This is a genomic window from Microvirga lotononidis, assembly GCF_034627025.1.
Classification (GTDB): domain Bacteria; phylum Pseudomonadota; class Alphaproteobacteria; order Rhizobiales; family Beijerinckiaceae; genus Microvirga; species Microvirga lotononidis.
This window is the reverse complement of sequence record NZ_CP141048.1, coordinates 653,822-670,966: the sequence shown is the minus strand read 5'-3', so window position 1 is coordinate 670,966 and position 17,145 is coordinate 653,822. Positions and strand designations below refer to the sequence as shown.

At 65.0% G+C, this 17,145-nt stretch carries 19 protein-coding genes; 16 read left to right on the top strand and 3 right to left on the bottom strand.

Annotation, left to right across the window (positions count from 1 at the left end):
• The first annotated feature begins 69 nt into the window (after positions 1–69).
• The 8 genes from U0023_RS02995 (at position 70) to U0023_RS02960 (ending at position 8,763) form a co-directional block, all read left to right on the top strand.
• Positions 70–1,503 carry an FAD-linked oxidase C-terminal domain-containing protein gene (locus tag U0023_RS02995; protein WP_009763828.1) on the top strand — a complete coding sequence of 478 codons (1,434 nt, stop codon included), beginning with the start codon at positions 70–72 and terminating at the stop codon, positions 1,501–1,503.
• Positions 1,500–2,684, top strand: coding sequence for a glycolate oxidase subunit GlcE (gene glcE, locus U0023_RS02990; protein WP_009763829.1), 1,185 nt, complete (start codon positions 1,500–1,502; stop codon positions 2,682–2,684). The genes U0023_RS02995 and glcE overlap by 4 nt, the downstream gene beginning before the upstream one ends.
• A gap of 1 nt (position 2,685) precedes the next feature.
• Positions 2,686–3,303, top strand: coding sequence for a DUF2585 domain-containing protein (locus U0023_RS02985; RefSeq protein ID WP_009763830.1), 618 nt, complete (start codon positions 2,686–2,688; stop codon positions 3,301–3,303).
• Positions 3,304–3,311: 8 nt separating this feature from the next.
• Positions 3,312–4,667 (top strand): glycolate oxidase subunit GlcF, encoded by a 1,356-nt coding sequence (glcF, locus tag U0023_RS02980; protein ID WP_009763831.1) that lies wholly within the window; start codon positions 3,312–3,314, stop codon positions 4,665–4,667.
• A 100-nt stretch (positions 4,668–4,767) separates the two neighbouring features.
• Complete coding sequence (locus U0023_RS02975) at positions 4,768–6,279, top strand: hypothetical protein (RefSeq protein ID WP_009763832.1); 1,512 nt, start codon at positions 4,768–4,770, stop codon at positions 6,277–6,279.
• 257 nt (positions 6,280–6,536) lie between these two features.
• A complete protein-coding gene (locus U0023_RS02970) occupies positions 6,537–7,388 on the top strand; it encodes an SDR family NAD(P)-dependent oxidoreductase (protein ID WP_009763833.1) in 852 nt (283 codons plus the stop codon).
• A gap of 6 nt (positions 7,389–7,394) precedes the next feature.
• Positions 7,395–7,979 carry an NUDIX hydrolase gene (locus tag U0023_RS02965; protein WP_009763834.1) on the top strand — a complete coding sequence of 195 codons (585 nt, stop codon included), beginning with the start codon at positions 7,395–7,397 and terminating at the stop codon, positions 7,977–7,979.
• 55 nt (positions 7,980–8,034) lie between these two features.
• A complete protein-coding gene (locus U0023_RS02960) occupies positions 8,035–8,763 on the top strand; it encodes a DUF2076 domain-containing protein (RefSeq protein ID WP_009763835.1) in 729 nt (242 codons plus the stop codon).
• Between the two features lie 51 nt (positions 8,764–8,814).
• Here U0023_RS02960 and U0023_RS02955 read toward each other — a convergent pair whose 3' ends face one another.
• Both U0023_RS02955 and U0023_RS02950 read right to left on the bottom strand, forming a co-directional pair.
• The gene (locus U0023_RS02955; RefSeq protein ID WP_009763836.1) at positions 8,815–9,144 is read right to left on the bottom strand and encodes a DMT family transporter; all 330 of its coding nucleotides are present in this window, start codon (positions 9,142–9,144) and stop codon (positions 8,815–8,817) included.
• Between the two features lie 115 nt (positions 9,145–9,259).
• The gene (locus U0023_RS02950) at positions 9,260–9,997 is read right to left on the bottom strand and encodes a L,D-transpeptidase (RefSeq protein WP_083861445.1); all 738 of its coding nucleotides are present in this window, start codon (positions 9,995–9,997) and stop codon (positions 9,260–9,262) included.
• Positions 9,998–10,231: 234 nt separating this feature from the next.
• Between U0023_RS02950 and U0023_RS02945 the strand changes: the two genes are divergently transcribed.
• The 3 genes from U0023_RS02945 (at position 10,232) to groL (ending at position 13,326) form a co-directional block, all read left to right on the top strand.
• The gene (locus U0023_RS02945) at positions 10,232–11,077 is read left to right on the top strand and encodes a DMT family transporter (protein ID WP_009763838.1); all 846 of its coding nucleotides are present in this window, start codon (positions 10,232–10,234) and stop codon (positions 11,075–11,077) included.
• Between the two features lie 260 nt (positions 11,078–11,337).
• A complete protein-coding gene (gene groES, locus U0023_RS02940; RefSeq protein ID WP_009763839.1) occupies positions 11,338–11,625 on the top strand; it encodes a co-chaperone GroES in 288 nt (95 codons plus the stop codon).
• A gap of 54 nt (positions 11,626–11,679) precedes the next feature.
• Entirely contained in the window at positions 11,680–13,326 is a 1,647-nt protein-coding gene (groL, locus tag U0023_RS02935) for a chaperonin GroEL (protein ID WP_009763840.1), read from the top strand.
• Between the two features lie 161 nt (positions 13,327–13,487).
• Here groL and gstA read toward each other — a convergent pair whose 3' ends face one another.
• Entirely contained in the window at positions 13,488–14,102 is a 615-nt protein-coding gene (gstA, locus tag U0023_RS02930; RefSeq protein WP_009763841.1) for a glutathione transferase GstA, read from the bottom strand.
• Between the two features lie 111 nt (positions 14,103–14,213).
• Here gstA and U0023_RS02925 point away from each other — a divergent pair, with 111 nt between their 5' ends.
• The 5 genes from U0023_RS02925 (at position 14,214) to U0023_RS02905 (ending at position 17,143) form a co-directional block, all read left to right on the top strand.
• On the top strand, positions 14,214–14,687 hold the full coding sequence (locus U0023_RS02925) for a MarR family winged helix-turn-helix transcriptional regulator (RefSeq protein ID WP_040638727.1): 474 nt from the start codon (positions 14,214–14,216) through the stop codon (positions 14,685–14,687).
• A gap of 75 nt (positions 14,688–14,762) precedes the next feature.
• The gene (locus tag U0023_RS02920) at positions 14,763–15,308 is read left to right on the top strand and encodes a VOC family protein (protein ID WP_009763843.1); all 546 of its coding nucleotides are present in this window, start codon (positions 14,763–14,765) and stop codon (positions 15,306–15,308) included.
• A gap of 82 nt (positions 15,309–15,390) precedes the next feature.
• The gene (locus tag U0023_RS02915; protein WP_009763844.1) at positions 15,391–15,777 is read left to right on the top strand and encodes a COG4315 family predicted lipoprotein; all 387 of its coding nucleotides are present in this window, start codon (positions 15,391–15,393) and stop codon (positions 15,775–15,777) included.
• Positions 15,778–15,833: 56 nt separating this feature from the next.
• A complete protein-coding gene (locus U0023_RS02910; protein WP_040639077.1) occupies positions 15,834–16,340 on the top strand; it encodes an RNA polymerase sigma factor in 507 nt (168 codons plus the stop codon).
• The gene (locus tag U0023_RS02905) at positions 16,337–17,143 is read left to right on the top strand and encodes an anti-sigma factor family protein (protein WP_009763846.1); all 807 of its coding nucleotides are present in this window, start codon (positions 16,337–16,339) and stop codon (positions 17,141–17,143) included. The genes U0023_RS02910 and U0023_RS02905 overlap by 4 nt, the downstream gene beginning before the upstream one ends.
• Positions 17,144–17,145 lie beyond the last annotated feature (2 nt).

Below are 17,145 nucleotides of genomic sequence, written 5' to 3'. Positions count from 1 at the left end.
GGGAAAAGCCGCCTTATTGTTGAGGTAGCCATAACCTGAACGCAGCGTTGGCCCTTGAGGGAGGGTGTCATGACCATTGCATTTCCACAGCCGGACGAAGCGGTTCTGGCGCGCCGGAAGGAAATCGTCGAGGGTTTGGGACGCCTTGTCGCGTCCGAGGCCCTCATCGTCACAGAGGACGAGCGCCGGGCCTTCGAGACCGACGGGCTGACCGCCTACCGCCGGATGCCGCTCGCCGTGGTGCTGCCCTCCACCACGGAGGAAGTCTCGGCGATCATGCGCTTCTGCCACGACCATGGGGTGAAGGTGGTGCCGCGCGGGGCGGGGACCTCCCTCTGCGGCGGGGCGATCCCCCAGGAGGACGCCATCGTGCTCGGCGTCGCCAAGATGAACCGGGTGCTGGACGTCAGCTTCGAGAACCGCACGGCGCGGGTTCAATCGGGCATCACCAATCTCGGCATCAGCCAGGCGGTGGGATATGAAGGCTTCTTCTACGCCCCCGACCCGTCGAGCCAGCTCGCCTGCACCATCGCGGGCAACATCGCCATGAACTCGGGCGGGGCCCATTGCCTGAAGTACGGCGTCACCACCAACAATCTCCTGGGCGTCACCATGGTGCTCCTCGACGGCACGGTGGTGGAGATCGGCGGCGAGCACCTGGATGCTCCGGGCTATGACCTCCTGGGCCTCATCTGCGGCTCGGAAGGCCAGCTCGGCGTGGTGACGGAAGCGGTGGTGCGAATCCTGCGGGCCGCGGAAGGCGCGCGGCCGGCTCTCTTCGGGTTTTCCTCGGTGGAGGATGCGGGCGCCTGCGTGGCGGCGATCATCGGGGCGGGCATCATCCCGGTGGCGCTCGAATACATGGACAAGCCCGCCATCCAGATCTGCGAGGCCTTCGCCCATGCGGGCTATCCCCTCGACGTGGAGGCGATGCTGATCGTCGAGGTGGAGGGGTCCGATGCGGAAATCGACGACATGCTCCGCCGCATCGTGGCCATTGCCGAGCCGTTCCGGCCGAAGACCATGAAGGTCTCTCAATCGGAAGCCGAGAGCGCGGCAATCTGGAAGGGCCGGAAGTCGGCCTTCGGGGCGACGGGGCGCGTCGCCGATTACATCTGCATGGACGGCACGATCCCGACCGGCCAGCTTCCTTACGTTCTCAACCGCATCGACGAGATCGTGAAATCCTACGGGCTCGGCGTCGCCAACGTGTTCCATGCGGGCGACGGCAACCTCCACCCGCTCGTCATGTTCAACACCAACGTGCCGGGCGAGATGGAGAAGGCCGAGAAAGCCGGTGAGGACATCCTCAAGCTCTGCGTCGAGGTCGGCGGCTGCCTGACCGGCGAGCACGGCGTCGGCATCGAGAAGCGGGATCTCATGACCTACCAGTTCAACGCCACGGACCTGGAGCAGCAGATGCGCGTGCGCGGCGTGTTCGACCCGCGCTGGCTGCTCAATCCCGCCAAGGTGTTTCCGCTCGAAGGAAGGCTTGCCGCGTGACCACTCATACTCCCCGCGACGAGCAGGATGCGTCCATCATCATCCGCGAGGCGGCCGACAAGGGCATGCTTCTCAACGTGTCCGGCAACGGCACGAAGGCCGCGATGGGCCGGCCGAACCAGACCGACGCCTCGATCTCGTCGTCTGCCATGAGCGGCATCACGCTCTATGAACCTTCGGAGCTGGTGATTTCCGCCCGCAGCGGCACGCCGGTCCTGGAGGTCATGCGCGTGCTGGCGGCGAAAGGCCAGGAATTGCCCTTCGAGCCCATGGATTACCGCGCGCTCCTCGGCACCAAGGGCGAGCCGACCATCGGGGCGGTGGCGGCGATGAACCTCTCCGGCCCGCGCCGGATCATGGCGGGCGCCGCCCGCGACAGCCTGATCGGCGTGCGCTTCGTCAACGGGCGCGGCGATGTGGTGAAGTCCGGCGGCCGGGTGATGAAGAACGTCACCGGGCTCGATCTCGTGAAACTCATGGCCGGCTCCTGGGGCACGCTCGGTTTCCTTACCGAGGTCACCTTCAAGGTGCTGCCGAAGCAGGAGAGGATGGCGACGCTCGCCATCCGCGGGCTCGACGACAAGCAGGCCATCCAGGCCCTGTCCATGGCCCTCGGATCGCCCTTCGACGTGAACGGCGCGGCGCATGTTCCCGACCGCGACCGTCGGGGCGGCACCACTCTGATCCGGCTCGAAGGCTTCAGGGTCTCGGTCGATTACCGGATGAACGAGATGAAGCGCCTGCTGAAGCGCTTCCGGTTCATGGACCTGCTCGAAGGCGTCGGAGCCGAGGCGCTCTGGCAGTCGGTGCGCGATGCGACCTTGCTGACGGATCACGGCAACCGGGCCGTCTGGCGCGTGTCCACGGCTCCCACGAAGGGCCCCGAACTGGTCGCCCAGGTGGCGCAGGGGCTCGATGCGCAATGGTTCTACGATTGGGGCGGCGGGCTCATCTGGATCTCGACGCCGATCGACGGCGACGCAGGCGCGTCCGTCCTGCGCGAAGCGACCCGGACCTTCGGCGGCCATGCCACCCTGGTGCGTGCGCCGGCCGAGATCCGCTCCACCCTCGACGTGTTCGAGCCTCAACCGGAGGCCCTGATGACACTCTCGCGCGGCATCAAGGCTTCCTTCGATCCCGCCGGAATCCTCAATCCGGGCCGGATGTATGCGGGGATCTGACATGGCGGGCACGGCCTCTCTCGCGCCTGAAGCGCGCACACCCAATGGATCGCGCAAGGCGCTCGTCGCCGGGATCGCGTTCGGGCTCGTCGGGCTCACCGCCGCGATCCTGCTGGGCATGGGCCGTACGCCGATCTGCACCTGCGGCACTATCGAGTTCTGGCATGGGGTGGTGAAGGATTCAGGCAATTCCCAGCACCTGACCGACTGGTACACGCCCTCTCACGTCATCCATGGTTTCCTGTTCTATGGAGGCATTTGGGTCTTCGGCCGCCTGATCGGAAAGCCGCTGCCCTTCGGCATCGCTTTGCTCGTCGCGATCGGGATCGAATGCGCCTGGGAAATCGCCGAGAACACCAACACCGTGATCGAACGCTACCGTGCAACGAACATCGCGCTCGATTATTATGGCGACAGCGTCATCAACTCGGTGTCGGACATCGTCGCCATGACGATCGGGTTCGTGCTCGCCCGGATCTGGCCGGTCTGGCTGACGGTTCTGCTCGCCGCGATCATGGAGGCTTTCGTGGGTTTCTGGATCCGCGACAATCTCATTCTGAACATCATCATGCTGATCCATCCCATTGAGGCCATCAATCAATGGCAAGGGGCGATGTGAGATAAACGATGCAAACCAACTTCACGCCCGACCAGCTCAGGGATCCCGCCATGGCAAGCTCGGAGAAGATTCTCCGGACCTGCGTCCATTGCGGCTTCTGTACCGCCACCTGCCCGACCTACCTGCTGCTCGGCGACGAGCTCGATTCCCCGCGCGGGCGCATCTACCTGATGAAGGACATGCTGGAGAGCGGTAAGCCCGCCTCGCCGGAAGTGGTCAAGCACATCGACCGCTGCCTCTCCTGCCTGTCCTGCATGACCACGTGCCCCTCGGGCGTGCATTACATGCACCTCGTCGACCATGCCCGCGCCTATATCGAGGCCACCTATACGCGGCCCTGGCACGACCGGCTCCTGCGCTGGGTTCTCGCCAGCGTATTACCCTATCCAGGCCGCTTCCGCTTCGCGCTCGGGGCCGCGACGCTCGTCAAACCCCTCAAGGGCGTGATCGGCGGGTTGCCGTTCCTCGGCAGGCGGCTCGAGGCGATGATCGACCTTGCGCCCGCGAAGGCGCCGGCCCGCTCGCCCCTCGACCAGCCCGGCACCTTCAAGGCGCATGGAGAGCGCCGGGGCCGGGTCGCCATCCTGTCCGGCTGCGCCCAGCCTGTGCTCAAGCCCGGCTTCAATGAGGCCGCCGTTCGTCTCCTCAACCGGCATGGCGTCGACGTGGTCCAGCCCAAGGGGGAGGGGTGCTGCGGCGCGCTCGTCCACCACATGGGCCGCGACGAGGAGGCCCACGGTTTCGCCAAGCGCAACATCGATGCCTGGATCGCCGAGATGGACGGGGAGGGGCTCGACGCCATCATCATCACGGCATCGGGCTGCGGCACCACGATCAAGGATTACGGCTTCATGTTCCGGGAGGACCCGGACTATGCCGAGAAGGCGGCCCGCGTCTCGGCGATCGCCAAGGACATCACCGAATACGTCACGTCCCTGACGCTCATGGAGCCGGTGCGCGAGACGGCGCTGGTGGTGGCCTATCACTCCGCCTGCTCCATGCAGCACGGGCAGGCGATCCGCACAGAGCCGAAGACCCTGCTCAAGCAGGCGGGCTTTACCGTGAAGGACGTGCCGGAAGGGCATATCTGCTGCGGCTCGGCCGGGACCTACAACCTGCTCCAGCCGGAGATCGCCGCTCAGCTCCGGGCCCGCAAGGTCGCCAATATCGAGCGGACCAAGCCCGATCTCATCGCCACGGGGAATATCGGCTGCATGACCCAGATCGGGAAGGGGACGGAAATCCCCATTGTCCACACGGTCGAACTTCTCGATTGGGCGACCGGCGGTCCCATGCCGGAAACCCTGGAAGCGGCAGGGTTCGGCAAGCGGGTTTCCCCGCCGTTAACCATCGCGGCAGAGTGAGGCTGCTACATTCTTACGCAACGAAATTCTATTTCCAAAATGCGGCCATCTAGGCTAAAAGTTAGGAAAGCATGAATTTCAGGGGCGTAAGGACCAGCACATGTCTTCGGGTTGGACATCGTTCAGGAGCCGTTTCGGCAAGAAGCAGGAAGAGGCCATTGTCGGTTCCCTGCCCGGGAGGGGCGAGATCGTCGAGGCCGTCTCCGCGCCCGTCGCGGCGCCTTCCGAGAAGGGCGGGGCGATCGTCGTTCGCCCCAATGTAGCGCTCGATTCCGTCGGCCAGAAGAACGAGCTGATCCGCGTGCGCTTCGCCAACATGATCGACCGGCTGGAGGAAATCCGCAGCCTCAAGGAGGATTTCGCCCTCCTCAATGAACCTGTGAACGATCTCATCCGCAGCTATCCGCAGCTCCAGTCGCGCCTTCTCGAAACCGAGGCGGTGCTGCGGCAGGAAACGGACACGACCGTGGCTCTGCGCCGGGAGCTCTCCGACCTCAGCGGCCTCCACGCCCGGACGGTGGACGACCTGAATTCCGCCGTTTCGCAACTGCGCAAGGCGGAAACGAGGGTGCGGGAGCAGGAATCCTTCATCGAGGACCTGCGTCTCAACGTAAAGGACAAGGAAGCCATCGTCGCCGATCTGGAGAACCAGCTCTCCATCGAGACCGAGCGCGCCCGCAACATCACGGAAGAGAACCAGGCCCTGCGCCTCGAAGCCCAGGAGGCGGACCACACGGTGGCGCGCGCCGAGCGGGAGCTCATCGAGACCCGGGAGCGAAACGGCCTGCTCGACCACGAGGTCAAGCGCCTGCAGAAGGTGGCGGAGGAGCAGAATTACCGCCTTTCCAGCCTGACCAACCGCTATGGCGAGCTGGAAACCCAGCTGGAGGCCACGCGCCAGCGCGCCTCCGAACTCGAGACCAAGCTCATGGGCGAGCAAGTGCTGCGCCAGCGCCTGGAAACCCAGATCGATTCCGAGCGCTCGGCCCATCAGACGGATCTCTCGGCGCTGGACATGAAGATCGAGGGCCTCAACTCCCGTCTGGCCGCGACCGACAAGATCCTGGCCCATACCCGTGACCAGCTGCGCGACAAGAACGAGGCCCTGCGCGGCGTCGAGCGCAACCTGAAAGAGACGAGCATCGAGAAGAACACCCTCGACCGCCGCCTGGAAGCGACCCAGCAGGAGGTCGAGCGCCAGGTGGCCATGGTCAACGAGCTCCAGCGCTCGCGCATCGAGCTGCAGGAGCGTGTCGAGATGCTGGGCAAGGCCATCGCGGCCAAGGACTTCCAGATCGAAAGCTCCGACAACAAGGTGGCGAGCCTCTCTGAGCGCATCGACCAGCTCACCAAGCGCTTCGAGCAGGACCGCAACACCCTGGAGGCCGCCAACCGCCGCCTGACCGAGGAGCTGCAGAACGAGAAGGCCGAGCGCTCCCTCATGCAGGGCGCCCTCGAGATCGCCCGCGAGAGCCGCACCAAGATCCAGAAGAAATACGTGGCGCTGCGCAAGAAGACCCGCCTCGACACGCAGGAGGAGGATCCGACCCTCTTCGACGAGGAGGAAGTCGAAACGAATGTCCGGCCGTTGAAATCGCCGGACGCGGAGTAGCGTACTACCTCCAGAGCCCCGCAGCGATGCGGGGCTTTTTTCTTTAAGCGAAATGGAGAAGCCGACCACCACGTCATCACCGGCTCTGTGCCGGTGATCTCGATTGCATTCTTCCGAAACGGGCGAATCGATGAACGATGCGCCGGACACAGGCGGCCGATCGCTCTGCCGGGCTTGGCGAACGGGCCGCTGAGCGCCACTTTGGCCCCATCATCGAATCGCAAACGCCTCCACCTCAGGCATGAAGGATCCCAACGATGGCTCAGCATCCAGCAATCGCCCCCAACCGCGTCGCCGTCATCACCGGAGCCGCCAGCGGCATCGGGCTTGCGGCCGCCAAGCGGTTCGCGGAACTCGGCATGAAGGTCTGTCTGGCCGATCTCGAGGGCGAGACTCTCCGGCGCGCTGAGGAGGAGGTGAAGGGCTTAGCCCGAAAGCCGGAGAACGTGCTGGCCGTCGTGACCGACGTCAGCCGCCTGGGTGACGTCGAGGCGCTCAAGGAGAAGGTCTATGCCTCCTTCGGCGAGGTGGCGCTGCTCATGAACAATGCCGGTACCGAGGGCGGCGGCGAAATGTTCGGCGACCTGCAGCGTTGGCACGCGATCCTTGAGACTAATCTGTGGGGTGTCATCAACGGTGTGCAGGTCTTCGTGCCGTCGATGATCGACCAGAAAACCCCGTGCGCGATCATCAATACCGGGTCGAAGCAGGGCATCACCACGCCGCCCGGCAACACGGCCTACAACATCTCCAAGGCGGGCGTGAAGGTTTTCACGGAAGGCCTGGCCCATGAGCTGCGCAACCGGCCCGATTGCCGGGTGAGCGCGCATCTCCTCATCCCGGGCTTCGTCTATACGGGCTTCACCAAGGCGAGGGGCGTCACCGAGAAGCCGGCCGGAGCCTGGGAGCCGGAGCAAGTCGTCGATTTCCTGCTGCCGGCCCTGGAACGAGGCGACTTCTACGTGCTCTGCCCCGACAACGAGACGACGCGGGAAATGGACGAGAAGCGCATCCGCTGGGCCGCCGAGGACCTCATCGAGAACCGCCCGCCGCTCTCGCGCTGGCATCCCGATTACAAGGCTGCTTTCGCGAAGGTGATGGAAGGCTGAACGGTCGTGGTGAGCTTCGATCCGGCCGCCTTCCGCCATCAGGTCGGCAAGATCCTGGACGATCACGCCAGGGCCTTCGGCCTGCCCGATGAACGGCACGCGATCCTGCGGCGCCAGATCGAGGCCGGGGACGACATTCATTCGCGCCGCACCTTCCCCGGCCATGTCACCACGTCGGCGTTCATCCTCGACCGGACGGGCTCTCGGGTCCTTCTGATCCACCATCGCGCCCTGGAGCGATGGCTGCAGCCCGGCGGCCATTACGAGGCGCCCGACGATCTCATGGCCTCGGCCCTGCGCGAGGCGGTCGAGGAGACCGGGATGCATGACCTTGCCATCGACCCGTGGCACAGGGAGGCCGGGCTGCCCATCGATATCGACAGCCACCGCATCCCGGCGCGGCCGGAACGGGACGAGCCCGAGCACTGGCATCACGACATCCGTTATGTGGTGAGGGCATCGGAAGACGATGCCCTCCGACCCGACCTGCGGGAGGTGCATGGCGCCGAGTGGCGCGGCCTTCGGGACCTGGAAAGCATAGCCCCGCAGGGCGTGCGGAATATGCGCAGCCTCGGCCTTGTCGGCCCCTAACAAAAGGCCGGGGCATGCTTACATCCTTCACCAACATTCCTTGAAGGAGGATGCGATGAACGATCAGGAACGTCAGGTCATCGACGATATTTTTCAACGGCTTGAGCAGGTGGCGAACCAGCCGCGCGACCCCGAGGCGGAGCGTTATATCGCCGACAAGCTGCGCCGGCAGCCCTATGCGCCCTATGCCCTGGCCCAGGCGGTCTTCGTTCAGGAGCAAGCGCTGGCAAATCTCCAGGCCGACAACGAGCGGCTGCGCGCCGAGTTCGACCGGATGAGCCGCCAGCCGCCGCAGCAGCAGGGTGGTTTCCTTTCCAGCATCTTCGGCGGCGGCGCATCACGGCCGCCGGAGCCCGCTTACAACGCGCCGCCGTCCCGTCAGGCTTCACCCTGGGGCCAGCCCCAGCCTCAACCGATGCCGCAGCAGCCTTACGGCGCCCCGCAGAGCGGCCCGATGGGTGGCGCGACCGGCCCCTGGGGCGGCGCCATGCAGCGCGGGGGTGGAGGCGGGTTCCTCGGGAGCGCGCTGACGACGGCCGCGGGCGTCGCGGGCGGCATGATGATCGCCAATGCCCTGAGCCACGCCTTCAGCGGCAACAACAATCCCTTGGGCGAGGCATCCTCCCTGGCGGGCCTCGGCGGAGCCGACCAGGCGGCGGATAATGCGGGCTTCGGCAACATCACGGATGCGCTCTACCCGGACCAGAAGCAGGACCCGCAGGAAGACGACCAGGACTTTTCCGACTTCGGCGGCGACGGCGGCGACGAGGGCGATTGGACCTGATGACCTCTCGGTCTCTTCGGAAGCGCCCGCCATCCGGCGGGCGTTTTCGTTTCAGTGACCTGCGGTCTTTGAGAAGAGGTTGATCACCAGAACGCCCGTCAGGATGAGCGCCATGCCGATCAGGGCGGGGAGGTCCAGCGCCTGGCGATAGAGCAGCAGACCCACGAGGGCGATCAGCACGATGCCGACGCCCGACCAGATCGCATAGGCGATGCCGATGGGGATCGTGCGCATGGTCAGCGAGAGACAATAGAAGGCGATCCCGTAACCGAGGATCACGATGGCGGATGGCCAGAAGCGCGAGAAGCCTTCGGACGCCTTCAGGGCCGAAGTCGCGATGACTTCGCTGATGATGGCGGCGAAGAGATAAACGTAGTTCATGGCGGCTCCCGTGCGGCGGCCGGGGAGCTTTACACCGGACGAGGCACGATTCCAAAAGCGAATGGCCGGGGCGAGCCCGGCCATCTGAGTAACAGAAATCGCGTGTGCGGCGTAATCAGAGAACGACCACGCTCGCTCCCACCTTCACGCGGTTGTAGAGGTCGGTCACGTCGTCGTTGAGCATGCGGATGCAGCCGGAGGAAACGGCCTGTCCGATGGTGTGCGGCTCGTTGGTGCCGTGGATGCGGTAGAGCGTGGAGCCGAGATAGAGAGCCCGCGCGCCGAGCGGATTGTCCGGTCCGCCTTCCATGAAGCGGGGGAGGTCCGGGCGGCGGCGCAGCATGTCGGCCGGCGGACGCCAGGACGGCCATTCGCGCTTCATGGAAACGGTCTGGCGACCGCGCCACTCGAAGCCTTCGCGGCCGACGCCGATGCCGTAGCGGATGGCGCGGCCGCCGTCCTGAACGAGATAGAGGAACTTGCTGTTGGTATCGACCACGATCGTGCCCGGACGCTCGTTGCCCGGATAGGACACGAGCTGGCGCTGGAACTGCGGCGCGATCGCATAATCGATGCTGTTGTCGTAGCCCGTGCCGTTCCCATAATCCTGCGGCAGGGAGGCCACGGTGCTGCCGGTGGTGGTCACGTCGTAGGGATAGCCCGCCATGCGCTCAGCCCGGGAGGCGCGAGCCGCCGGACGGGTCACGAGGGGATAGCTCTCACGGTAACCATCCTCCGTCCGTGCATAAGGGTAGTCATAGCCCGGAGCGATGTAAGTATTGCCGTAGAAATTGCCGTTTCCGTAGACCGGCTGCGCCGAGGCGGCAGCCGGGAGAAGGACAGCCAGAAGCATTGCAGAGCAAGGGATCCAAGCGCGCATTAACGTATCCTTATCGGTGATTTGCAGAATAAACGACAAGCGCGGCTTTTGTTTCCGCCAAGCTGGATGAATTTAAGCAGGATTTGCAGGAGAGCTTTCCTGCCGATGCTCCGAAAAGAGGAGTGAACCGCTGCGGAAAGTGCGGTAAGAGCCTCTTCCTTCGACGGCGCTCATCCCGGACGCCGGCTTTCACATCGTCGTGACATCATGAAATTCGGTCCCGCCCTCCGGGCGGCCGCTGGCATCGCGGTTCTCTCCATCATGGATGCGGTCATCAAGGGGATGTCCGCTTCCTACCCGACCTTCCAAGTCGCCTTCCTGCGCTTCATGTGCGGCAGCATCGTCGTCGCGGGCGTCGTGGCCGTCCTCAGGCCGGGCTGGCCCAACCGGGAAACCGTCGCGGCCAATGCGATCCGCTCCGTGATCGCGGTCATCACGGCCCTGAGCTTCTTCTATGCCCTCGGGCAGCTGCCCCTCGCCGAGACCCTCGTCCTGTCGTTCCTGTCGCCGATGTTCATCGCCCTGTTCGGGATGCTGATGCTGCGGGAGCGGGTCGACAGCCGGATCGTCGGCGCCATCGGCATCGGGTTTCTCGGAACCCTCGTGGTCGTCCTCGGCCAGACGGGGGAGGCCAACGCGGCCCGCTCGTGGACGGGTGTCGGCGCCGCCCTGCTGTCGGCGATCACCTATGCGCTGAGCCTCGTGTTGCTGCGCCAGCGCGCCCAGCGGGACAAGTTCCTGCACATCGTCATCTTCCAGAACATGGGCCCGTTCCTCCTGGTCGCGCCCTTCGGCATCTGGGCGTGGCAGCCGCTGCATTACGAGCACCTGGCCTGGTTCGCGCTGATGGGGGTGCTGGGCGTGATCGGCCACGTGCTCATGGCAACCGCCTATGCCAAGGCCGAGGCGGCGCGCCTCGCCCCCCTCGAATACACGGCCCTCATCTGGGCGGTGCTGATCGGCTACGGGGTCTTCAGCGAGGTTCCCACCTGGGCGACCCTGGGAGGCGGCATCCTCATCGTGGCCGCCGCGATGCTGACGTCGCGGCGATAGCCGAGACGCCCAGCGGGCCCGAATCCGACTGAAACGGCCCTCCGACAGGGCTTTCGGGATGGTCATGAAACGATCATGTCGGATACCTAAAAGGAGGTAGGGAACACTTTCTGACATTGCCCCAAGGGCAGATCTCTTGACTCCCTTCCCGCATATGCCTATCTCGCCGCCAGCGTTAGCACTCGTCAACGAACAGTGCTAACAGCCAGAAGACCAGGCGCGGCCAGAGGGGTCGCGCCCATCGTCAAAGGGGAAGTTCCATGAAGTTCCGTCCGCTGCACGACCGCGTAGTCGTCCGCCGCATCGAAGCCGAAGAGAAGACGGCCGGCGGCATCATCATCCCGGACACCGCCAAGGAAAAGCCGCAAGAGGGCGAAGTCGTCGCCGTCGGCCCCGGCGCCCGCGATGAAAGCGGCAAGATCGCTGCCCTCGACGTGAAGGCCGGCGACCGTGTCCTGTTCGGCAAGTGGTCCGGCACCGAGGTGCGGATCGACGGTCAGGACCTCCTGATCATGAAGGAATCCGACATCATGGGCATCGTCGGCTAATCGAGCCGCTCGCCCTTCTTTCCAAGTTTACCAATTTAACTGGAGGCATAGCCCATGGCTGCCAAAGACGTTAAGTTCTCCTCCGACGCCCGCGAAAAGATGCTGCGTGGCGTGGACATCCTCGCCGATGCCGTGAAGGTCACGCTGGGTCCGAAGGGCCGCAACGTGGTGATCGAGAAGTCCTTCGGCGCGCCGCGCATCACGAAGGACGGCGTCACCGTCGCCAAGGAGATCGAGCTCTCCGACAAGTTCGAGAACATGGGCGCCCAGATGGTGCGCGAAGTGGCCTCGAAGACCAACGACATCGCCGGCGACGGCACCACGACCGCGACGGTTCTGGCCCAGGCCATCGTGCGCGAGGGCGCCAAGTCGGTGGCCGCCGGCATGAACCCCATGGACCTCAAGCGCGGCATCGATCTCGCCGTCTCTGAGGCCATCAAGGACATCCAGGCTCGCGCCAAGAAGGTGGCTTCCTCCGACGAGGTTGCCCAGGTCGGCACGATTTCCGCCAACGGCGACAAGGACATCGGCGAGATGATCGCCCATGCCATGCAGAAGGTCGGCAACGAGGGTGTCATCACCGTCGAGGAAGCCAAGACCGCCGAGACCGAGCTCGATGTCGTGGAAGGCATGCAGTTCGACCGCGGCTATCTCTCGCCGTACTTCATCACCAACGCCGAGAAGATGGTGGCCGAGCTTGAGGATCCCTACATCCTCATCCACGAGAAGAAGCTCTCGTCGCTCCAGCCGATGCTGCCGATCCTCGAGGCCGTCGTTCAGACCGGCAAGCCGCTCCTCATCATCGCCGAGGATGTGGAAGGCGAGGCTCTCGCGACCCTCGTGGTCAACAAGCTGCGTGGCGGCCTGAAGATCGCCGCCGTGAAGGCTCCGGGCTTCGGCGACCGCCGCAAGGCCATGCTCGAGGACATCGCCGTCCTGACCGCCGGTCAGACGATCTCCGAAGACCTCGGCATCAAGCTCGAGACCGTCCAGCTCCCGATGCTCGGCCGCGCCAAGCGCGTTCGCATCGAGAAGGAGAACACCACGATCATCGACGGCGCCGGCCAGAAGGCTGACATCGAGGCTCGCGTGGCGCAGATCAAGGCGCAGATCGAGGAGACCACCTCGGACTACGACCGTGAGAAGCTCCAGGAGCGTCTGGCCAAGCTCGCAGGCGGCGTCGCGGTGATCCGCGTCGGCGGCGCGACCGAGGTCGAGGTGAAGGAGAAGAAGGACCGCGTTGACGACGCCCTGAACGCCACCCGCGCTGCGGTGGAAGAAGGCATCGTCCCCGGCGGCGGCACGGCTCTCCTGCGCGCCAAGGCTGCGGTTGCCAAGCTCCAGAGCGACAATGCCGACGTGAATGCCGGCATCAAGATCGTGCTGCGCGCCCTCGAGGCTCCGATCCGCCAGATCGCCGAGAACGCCGGCGTGGAAGGCTCGATCGTTGTCGGCAAGATCGGCGACAACGCGAAGTCCGACACCTTCGGCTTCAACGCCCAGACGGAAGAGTTCGTGGACATGCTCCAGGCCGGCATCGTCGACCCGGCGAAGGTCGTCCGCACGGCTCTGCAGGATGCAGCTTCCGTGGCCGGCCTGCTCGTCACGACCGAAGCCATGGTCGCCGAGGCCCCCAAGCGCGAATCCGCTCCGGCCATGCCGGGCGGCGGCATGGGCGGCATGGGCGGCATGGACTTCTAAGAAGTCCAAGAGAAGCCGCCCATCACTCGGAAAAGCTCAAGTCCGGCAAGCCGGACTTGAGTGGCGGCATGGACTTCTAAGAATTCCAGGCACGACAGCCTGAAAATAAAGAAGCCCCGGAGGAAACTCCGGGGCTTTTTGTTTGTGCAATCGATGAAGGCTTACGCCGCCTGCTTCAGGCCTTCGGCCACGAGGGCTTCCTGCACCTTGGGACGCTCGGCGACGCGGGCCATGAAGGCGCTCAGGTTCTTGAACGACGAGATGTCGATCTGGTGGAAGTTCGTCCAGTTCACGACCGTGAAGAGATAGGCGTCGGCGATGGTGAAGGTCTCGCCCATCAGGAATGGCTGCTTGCTCAGGACTTCGTCAAGATAGGCGAAGCGGCTGGCGAGGCGGTCTTTAGTGGCTGCCTTCATGGCGTCCGGCGTCGCGGGATTCCAGAGCGGGCCGAAGCCCTTGTGGATCTCGGAGCTGATGAAAGTGAGCCACTCGATCAGGCGGTAGCGCTCCGTGGTGCCGTTGGCGGGGGCGAGGCCTGCGGCAGGCTGCTGATCCGCCAGATACTGAATGATCGCGGCCGCCTCGGTGAGCAGGGAGCCGTCCTGCAGGGCGATGGCCGGCACGTATCCCTTGGGATTGATGGCGCGGAAGTTCTCGCCGGTCTCGGTGAGATGCTTCGCGAGGTCGACCTTCACGAGAGTGACCGGAAGACCGGCCTCGCGGGCCACGATATGGGGAGCGAGCGAGCAGGCGCCAGGGGTATAGTAGAGCTTCATCGGTGTGGTCCTTGTGTTTGGCGAGGAGCCGGGCGGAAATTTCATGCACTTGCATGGATATTCATATGCACTTGCATCGAAATGTCAAACATGATGCAATTGCATAGAAGCATGAAGGGCTTTGCCGTGGCGCAAGAGTTGCAGGAACCGTCGGATGCGGTCACCGATGCCTGGGTCCGTCTCATCCGGGCGGGGCGGGCTGTGGTCGGCCATATCGAAGGGGAGCTGAAAGGCGCAGGGTTTCCCCCGCTGTCCTGGTACGATGTCCTCCTGCATCTGAAGCGCCGGCCCGACGGCCGTTCCTCGCCGCGGGAGATCGAGGACGCGGTGCTCTTCGAGCAATACAACCTCTCCCGCCTTCTAGACCGGATGGAGAGTGACGGGCTCGTGTGCCGGGTGCCTTACCCTGGAGACCGCCGGCGCCAGCTGGTGGAGATCACCGAGGCGGGGCGGGCGCTCCAGAGGCGCATGTGGGGTGTCTATGGCCCGGCCATCAACCGCTCCATCGGTGGGAAGCTTTCGGAGGAGGAGGCGGAGCAGCTTGCGGCCCTCCTGCTGAAGCTGATGCATTCCGAGAATGCCTGAGCTTCCACGAACGATCTGGACCCGAGGGCGTTCATGAGAGAAGACGGCTAAGTTCCGGCTGACGAGGGATCCTCCGTGAAACGCAGTTCCTCACTCTCGACCCGATCGCTGCGCAGCATCCTGGCCAGCTTGGTTCTTCTCCTCGCGGCTGCCGTCATTCCGGAATTCCCTTCGGCCCAGGCGCAGTCGGCCCCGACCTCGCGGCCCAGTTCCACCGCCATCCGGACGCCCGACTTCGACGAGACCCTGCGCTGGTACCAGGACAAGCTCGGGTTCCGGCTGATCGGCTCCGAGAATTTCGTTCAGGGGCGCACCGCCGTTCTGGAACGCAGCGGCTTTCTCCTGGAGGTCACCGAGGTCGATCACCTGCTGCAACAGGATCAGGACCCGAACGCCGGGAATGAAGCCGCGGTCACGCGGGTGCCGGTCATCAGCCTCATCGTTCCCGATGTGGACAAGGAGGTTTCGCGCCTGCGGAAGGCCGGGGTCGATATCCTTCAAAGTCCCGAGGACGAGCTCGACGGCCGCTTTCGAACGGCGCAGATCCGCGACAATGGCCGTCATCGCATCGAGCTGCGCGAGCCCATCGACGAGAGCGGCTACAGCGCGATGGGGCGGTGAATAAATGTCGCTCCATCGGGAATAAGGCTGCGCATGGAGTGTCTCTGAGACGTGGTCATCGTCGACCTCAAGGAGGACACCCATGAATCCGCTGCTGCGTCCGGCCATCCTGGCCGGAGCCCTCGTCGCCGCATCCGCCGTGCTTGCCCAGTCCGCAGCCCCGGCGAAGGTGGCTGATACGAGCAAGGGCAAGGCCCTCGTCGATGCCAAGGGCATGACCCTCTACACTTTCGACCGCGACACCGCCGGCAAGCCCGCCTGCAACGGACAATGCGCCCAGAACTGGCCGCCCCTGATGGCCGCCGGGGGTGCTGCCGCATCCGGCGACTGGAGCGTGGTGACCCGCGACGACGGGGCCAAGCAATGGGCCTATAAGGGCAAGCCGCTCTATCTCTGGGTCAAGGACACCAAGCCGGGCGAGGTCACGGGCGACGGCGTCAACAATGTCTGGCACGTCGCGACACCGTAAGTGTTGCCGGACGCCCAGGTTCATCGTTGAATGATGCCGCCAACCGAGACTTGACCTTGGACGAGATCGCTTCCCTTCTCGAGCCGCAGATTCCGGGCCTGCGCCGTTACGCCTGGGCCCTTCTGCGCGACGGCGAGGCGGCGGACGATCTCGTCCAGGACACTCTGGAGCGCGCGATCAGCCGCTGGCACCAGCGGCGCGACGGCGATCTGCGGGCCTGGCTCTTCGCGATCCAGCGCAACCTGTTCATCAATGCCCTGCGCCGGCGCAAGGCGCATGGCACGCACGTGGGAGAGGACGCGCTGAACGACCTTCAGGCGCCCGACATGAGCCCGGAAGGCCATGCGGGACTGCATGATGTTCTCAGGGGATTGGACGCCCTGCCGGAGGAGCAGCGCTCCATCCTGCTGCTGATCGGCGTCGAGGACCTGTCCTACGAGCAGGCCGCGCAGGTGCTGGATATTCCGCTCGGCACGGTCATGTCCCGCCTGAGCCGCGCGCGGGCGCGCCTGAGGGAATTCATGGAGAACGGGCGCAGCACCGTCTTGAGGAGAGTGAAGTGACGGGCGAGCGACCCATCGGAGAAGACGATCTGCAGGCTTTCGTCGACGGCAGGCTCCCGCCGCCGCGGCGCGAGGCGGTGAAGGCGTATCTCGCCGAGCATCCAGCGACGTCCGAACAGGTCGAACGCGAAATCGAACTCCGGGAAGCCCTGCGTGCGCGATTGGCCTTCAAGGCACGGGAACCCATTCCCTCGCGCCTGCGCGTCGCCAATCTCGTGGCGGCGCGGCGCCGCCGCTCTCCGTTGCGTCCCGCGGCTTTTGCCGCCGTTCTGGCGTGGCTTGCCATCGGGGGTGTTCTGGGAGCCTGGGGCGGTGTCTGGTGGGCGTCGCGCGCGCAGAGACAGGCAGAGGCCGTGAGCGTTGCCGACAACGCCATCGCGGCGCACCGCATCTATGTCAGCGAGCGATTGCATCCCGTGGAGGTTCCCGCCGAGCAGGAAGCGCATCTCGTGCAATGGCTGTCGCGCCGCGTGGGCAAGCCGCTGACGGCGCCGAACCTGAACGCCCAGGGTTATCGCCTCATCGGCGGGCGGCTCCTTCCCGACAGCGGCGAAGCAGCGGCGCTCTTCATGTACGAGAATGGGGGCGGAAACCGCCTGACGCTCTATGCGCGCTCGGGCGATGAGGCGCAGACTTCGTTCCAGTTCGAGGAGCGGGACGGCGTCTCGGCATTCTCCTGGATCGAGAACGGCCTGTCCTATGTGGTCACGGCGAAAGCCGACCGTGCGCAGCTCCTGCCCATCGCCGAGGCGATCTACAAGCAGTTCGCCGCGACAGGCGACCCGGCGAAGGGACGCCTGTAGCG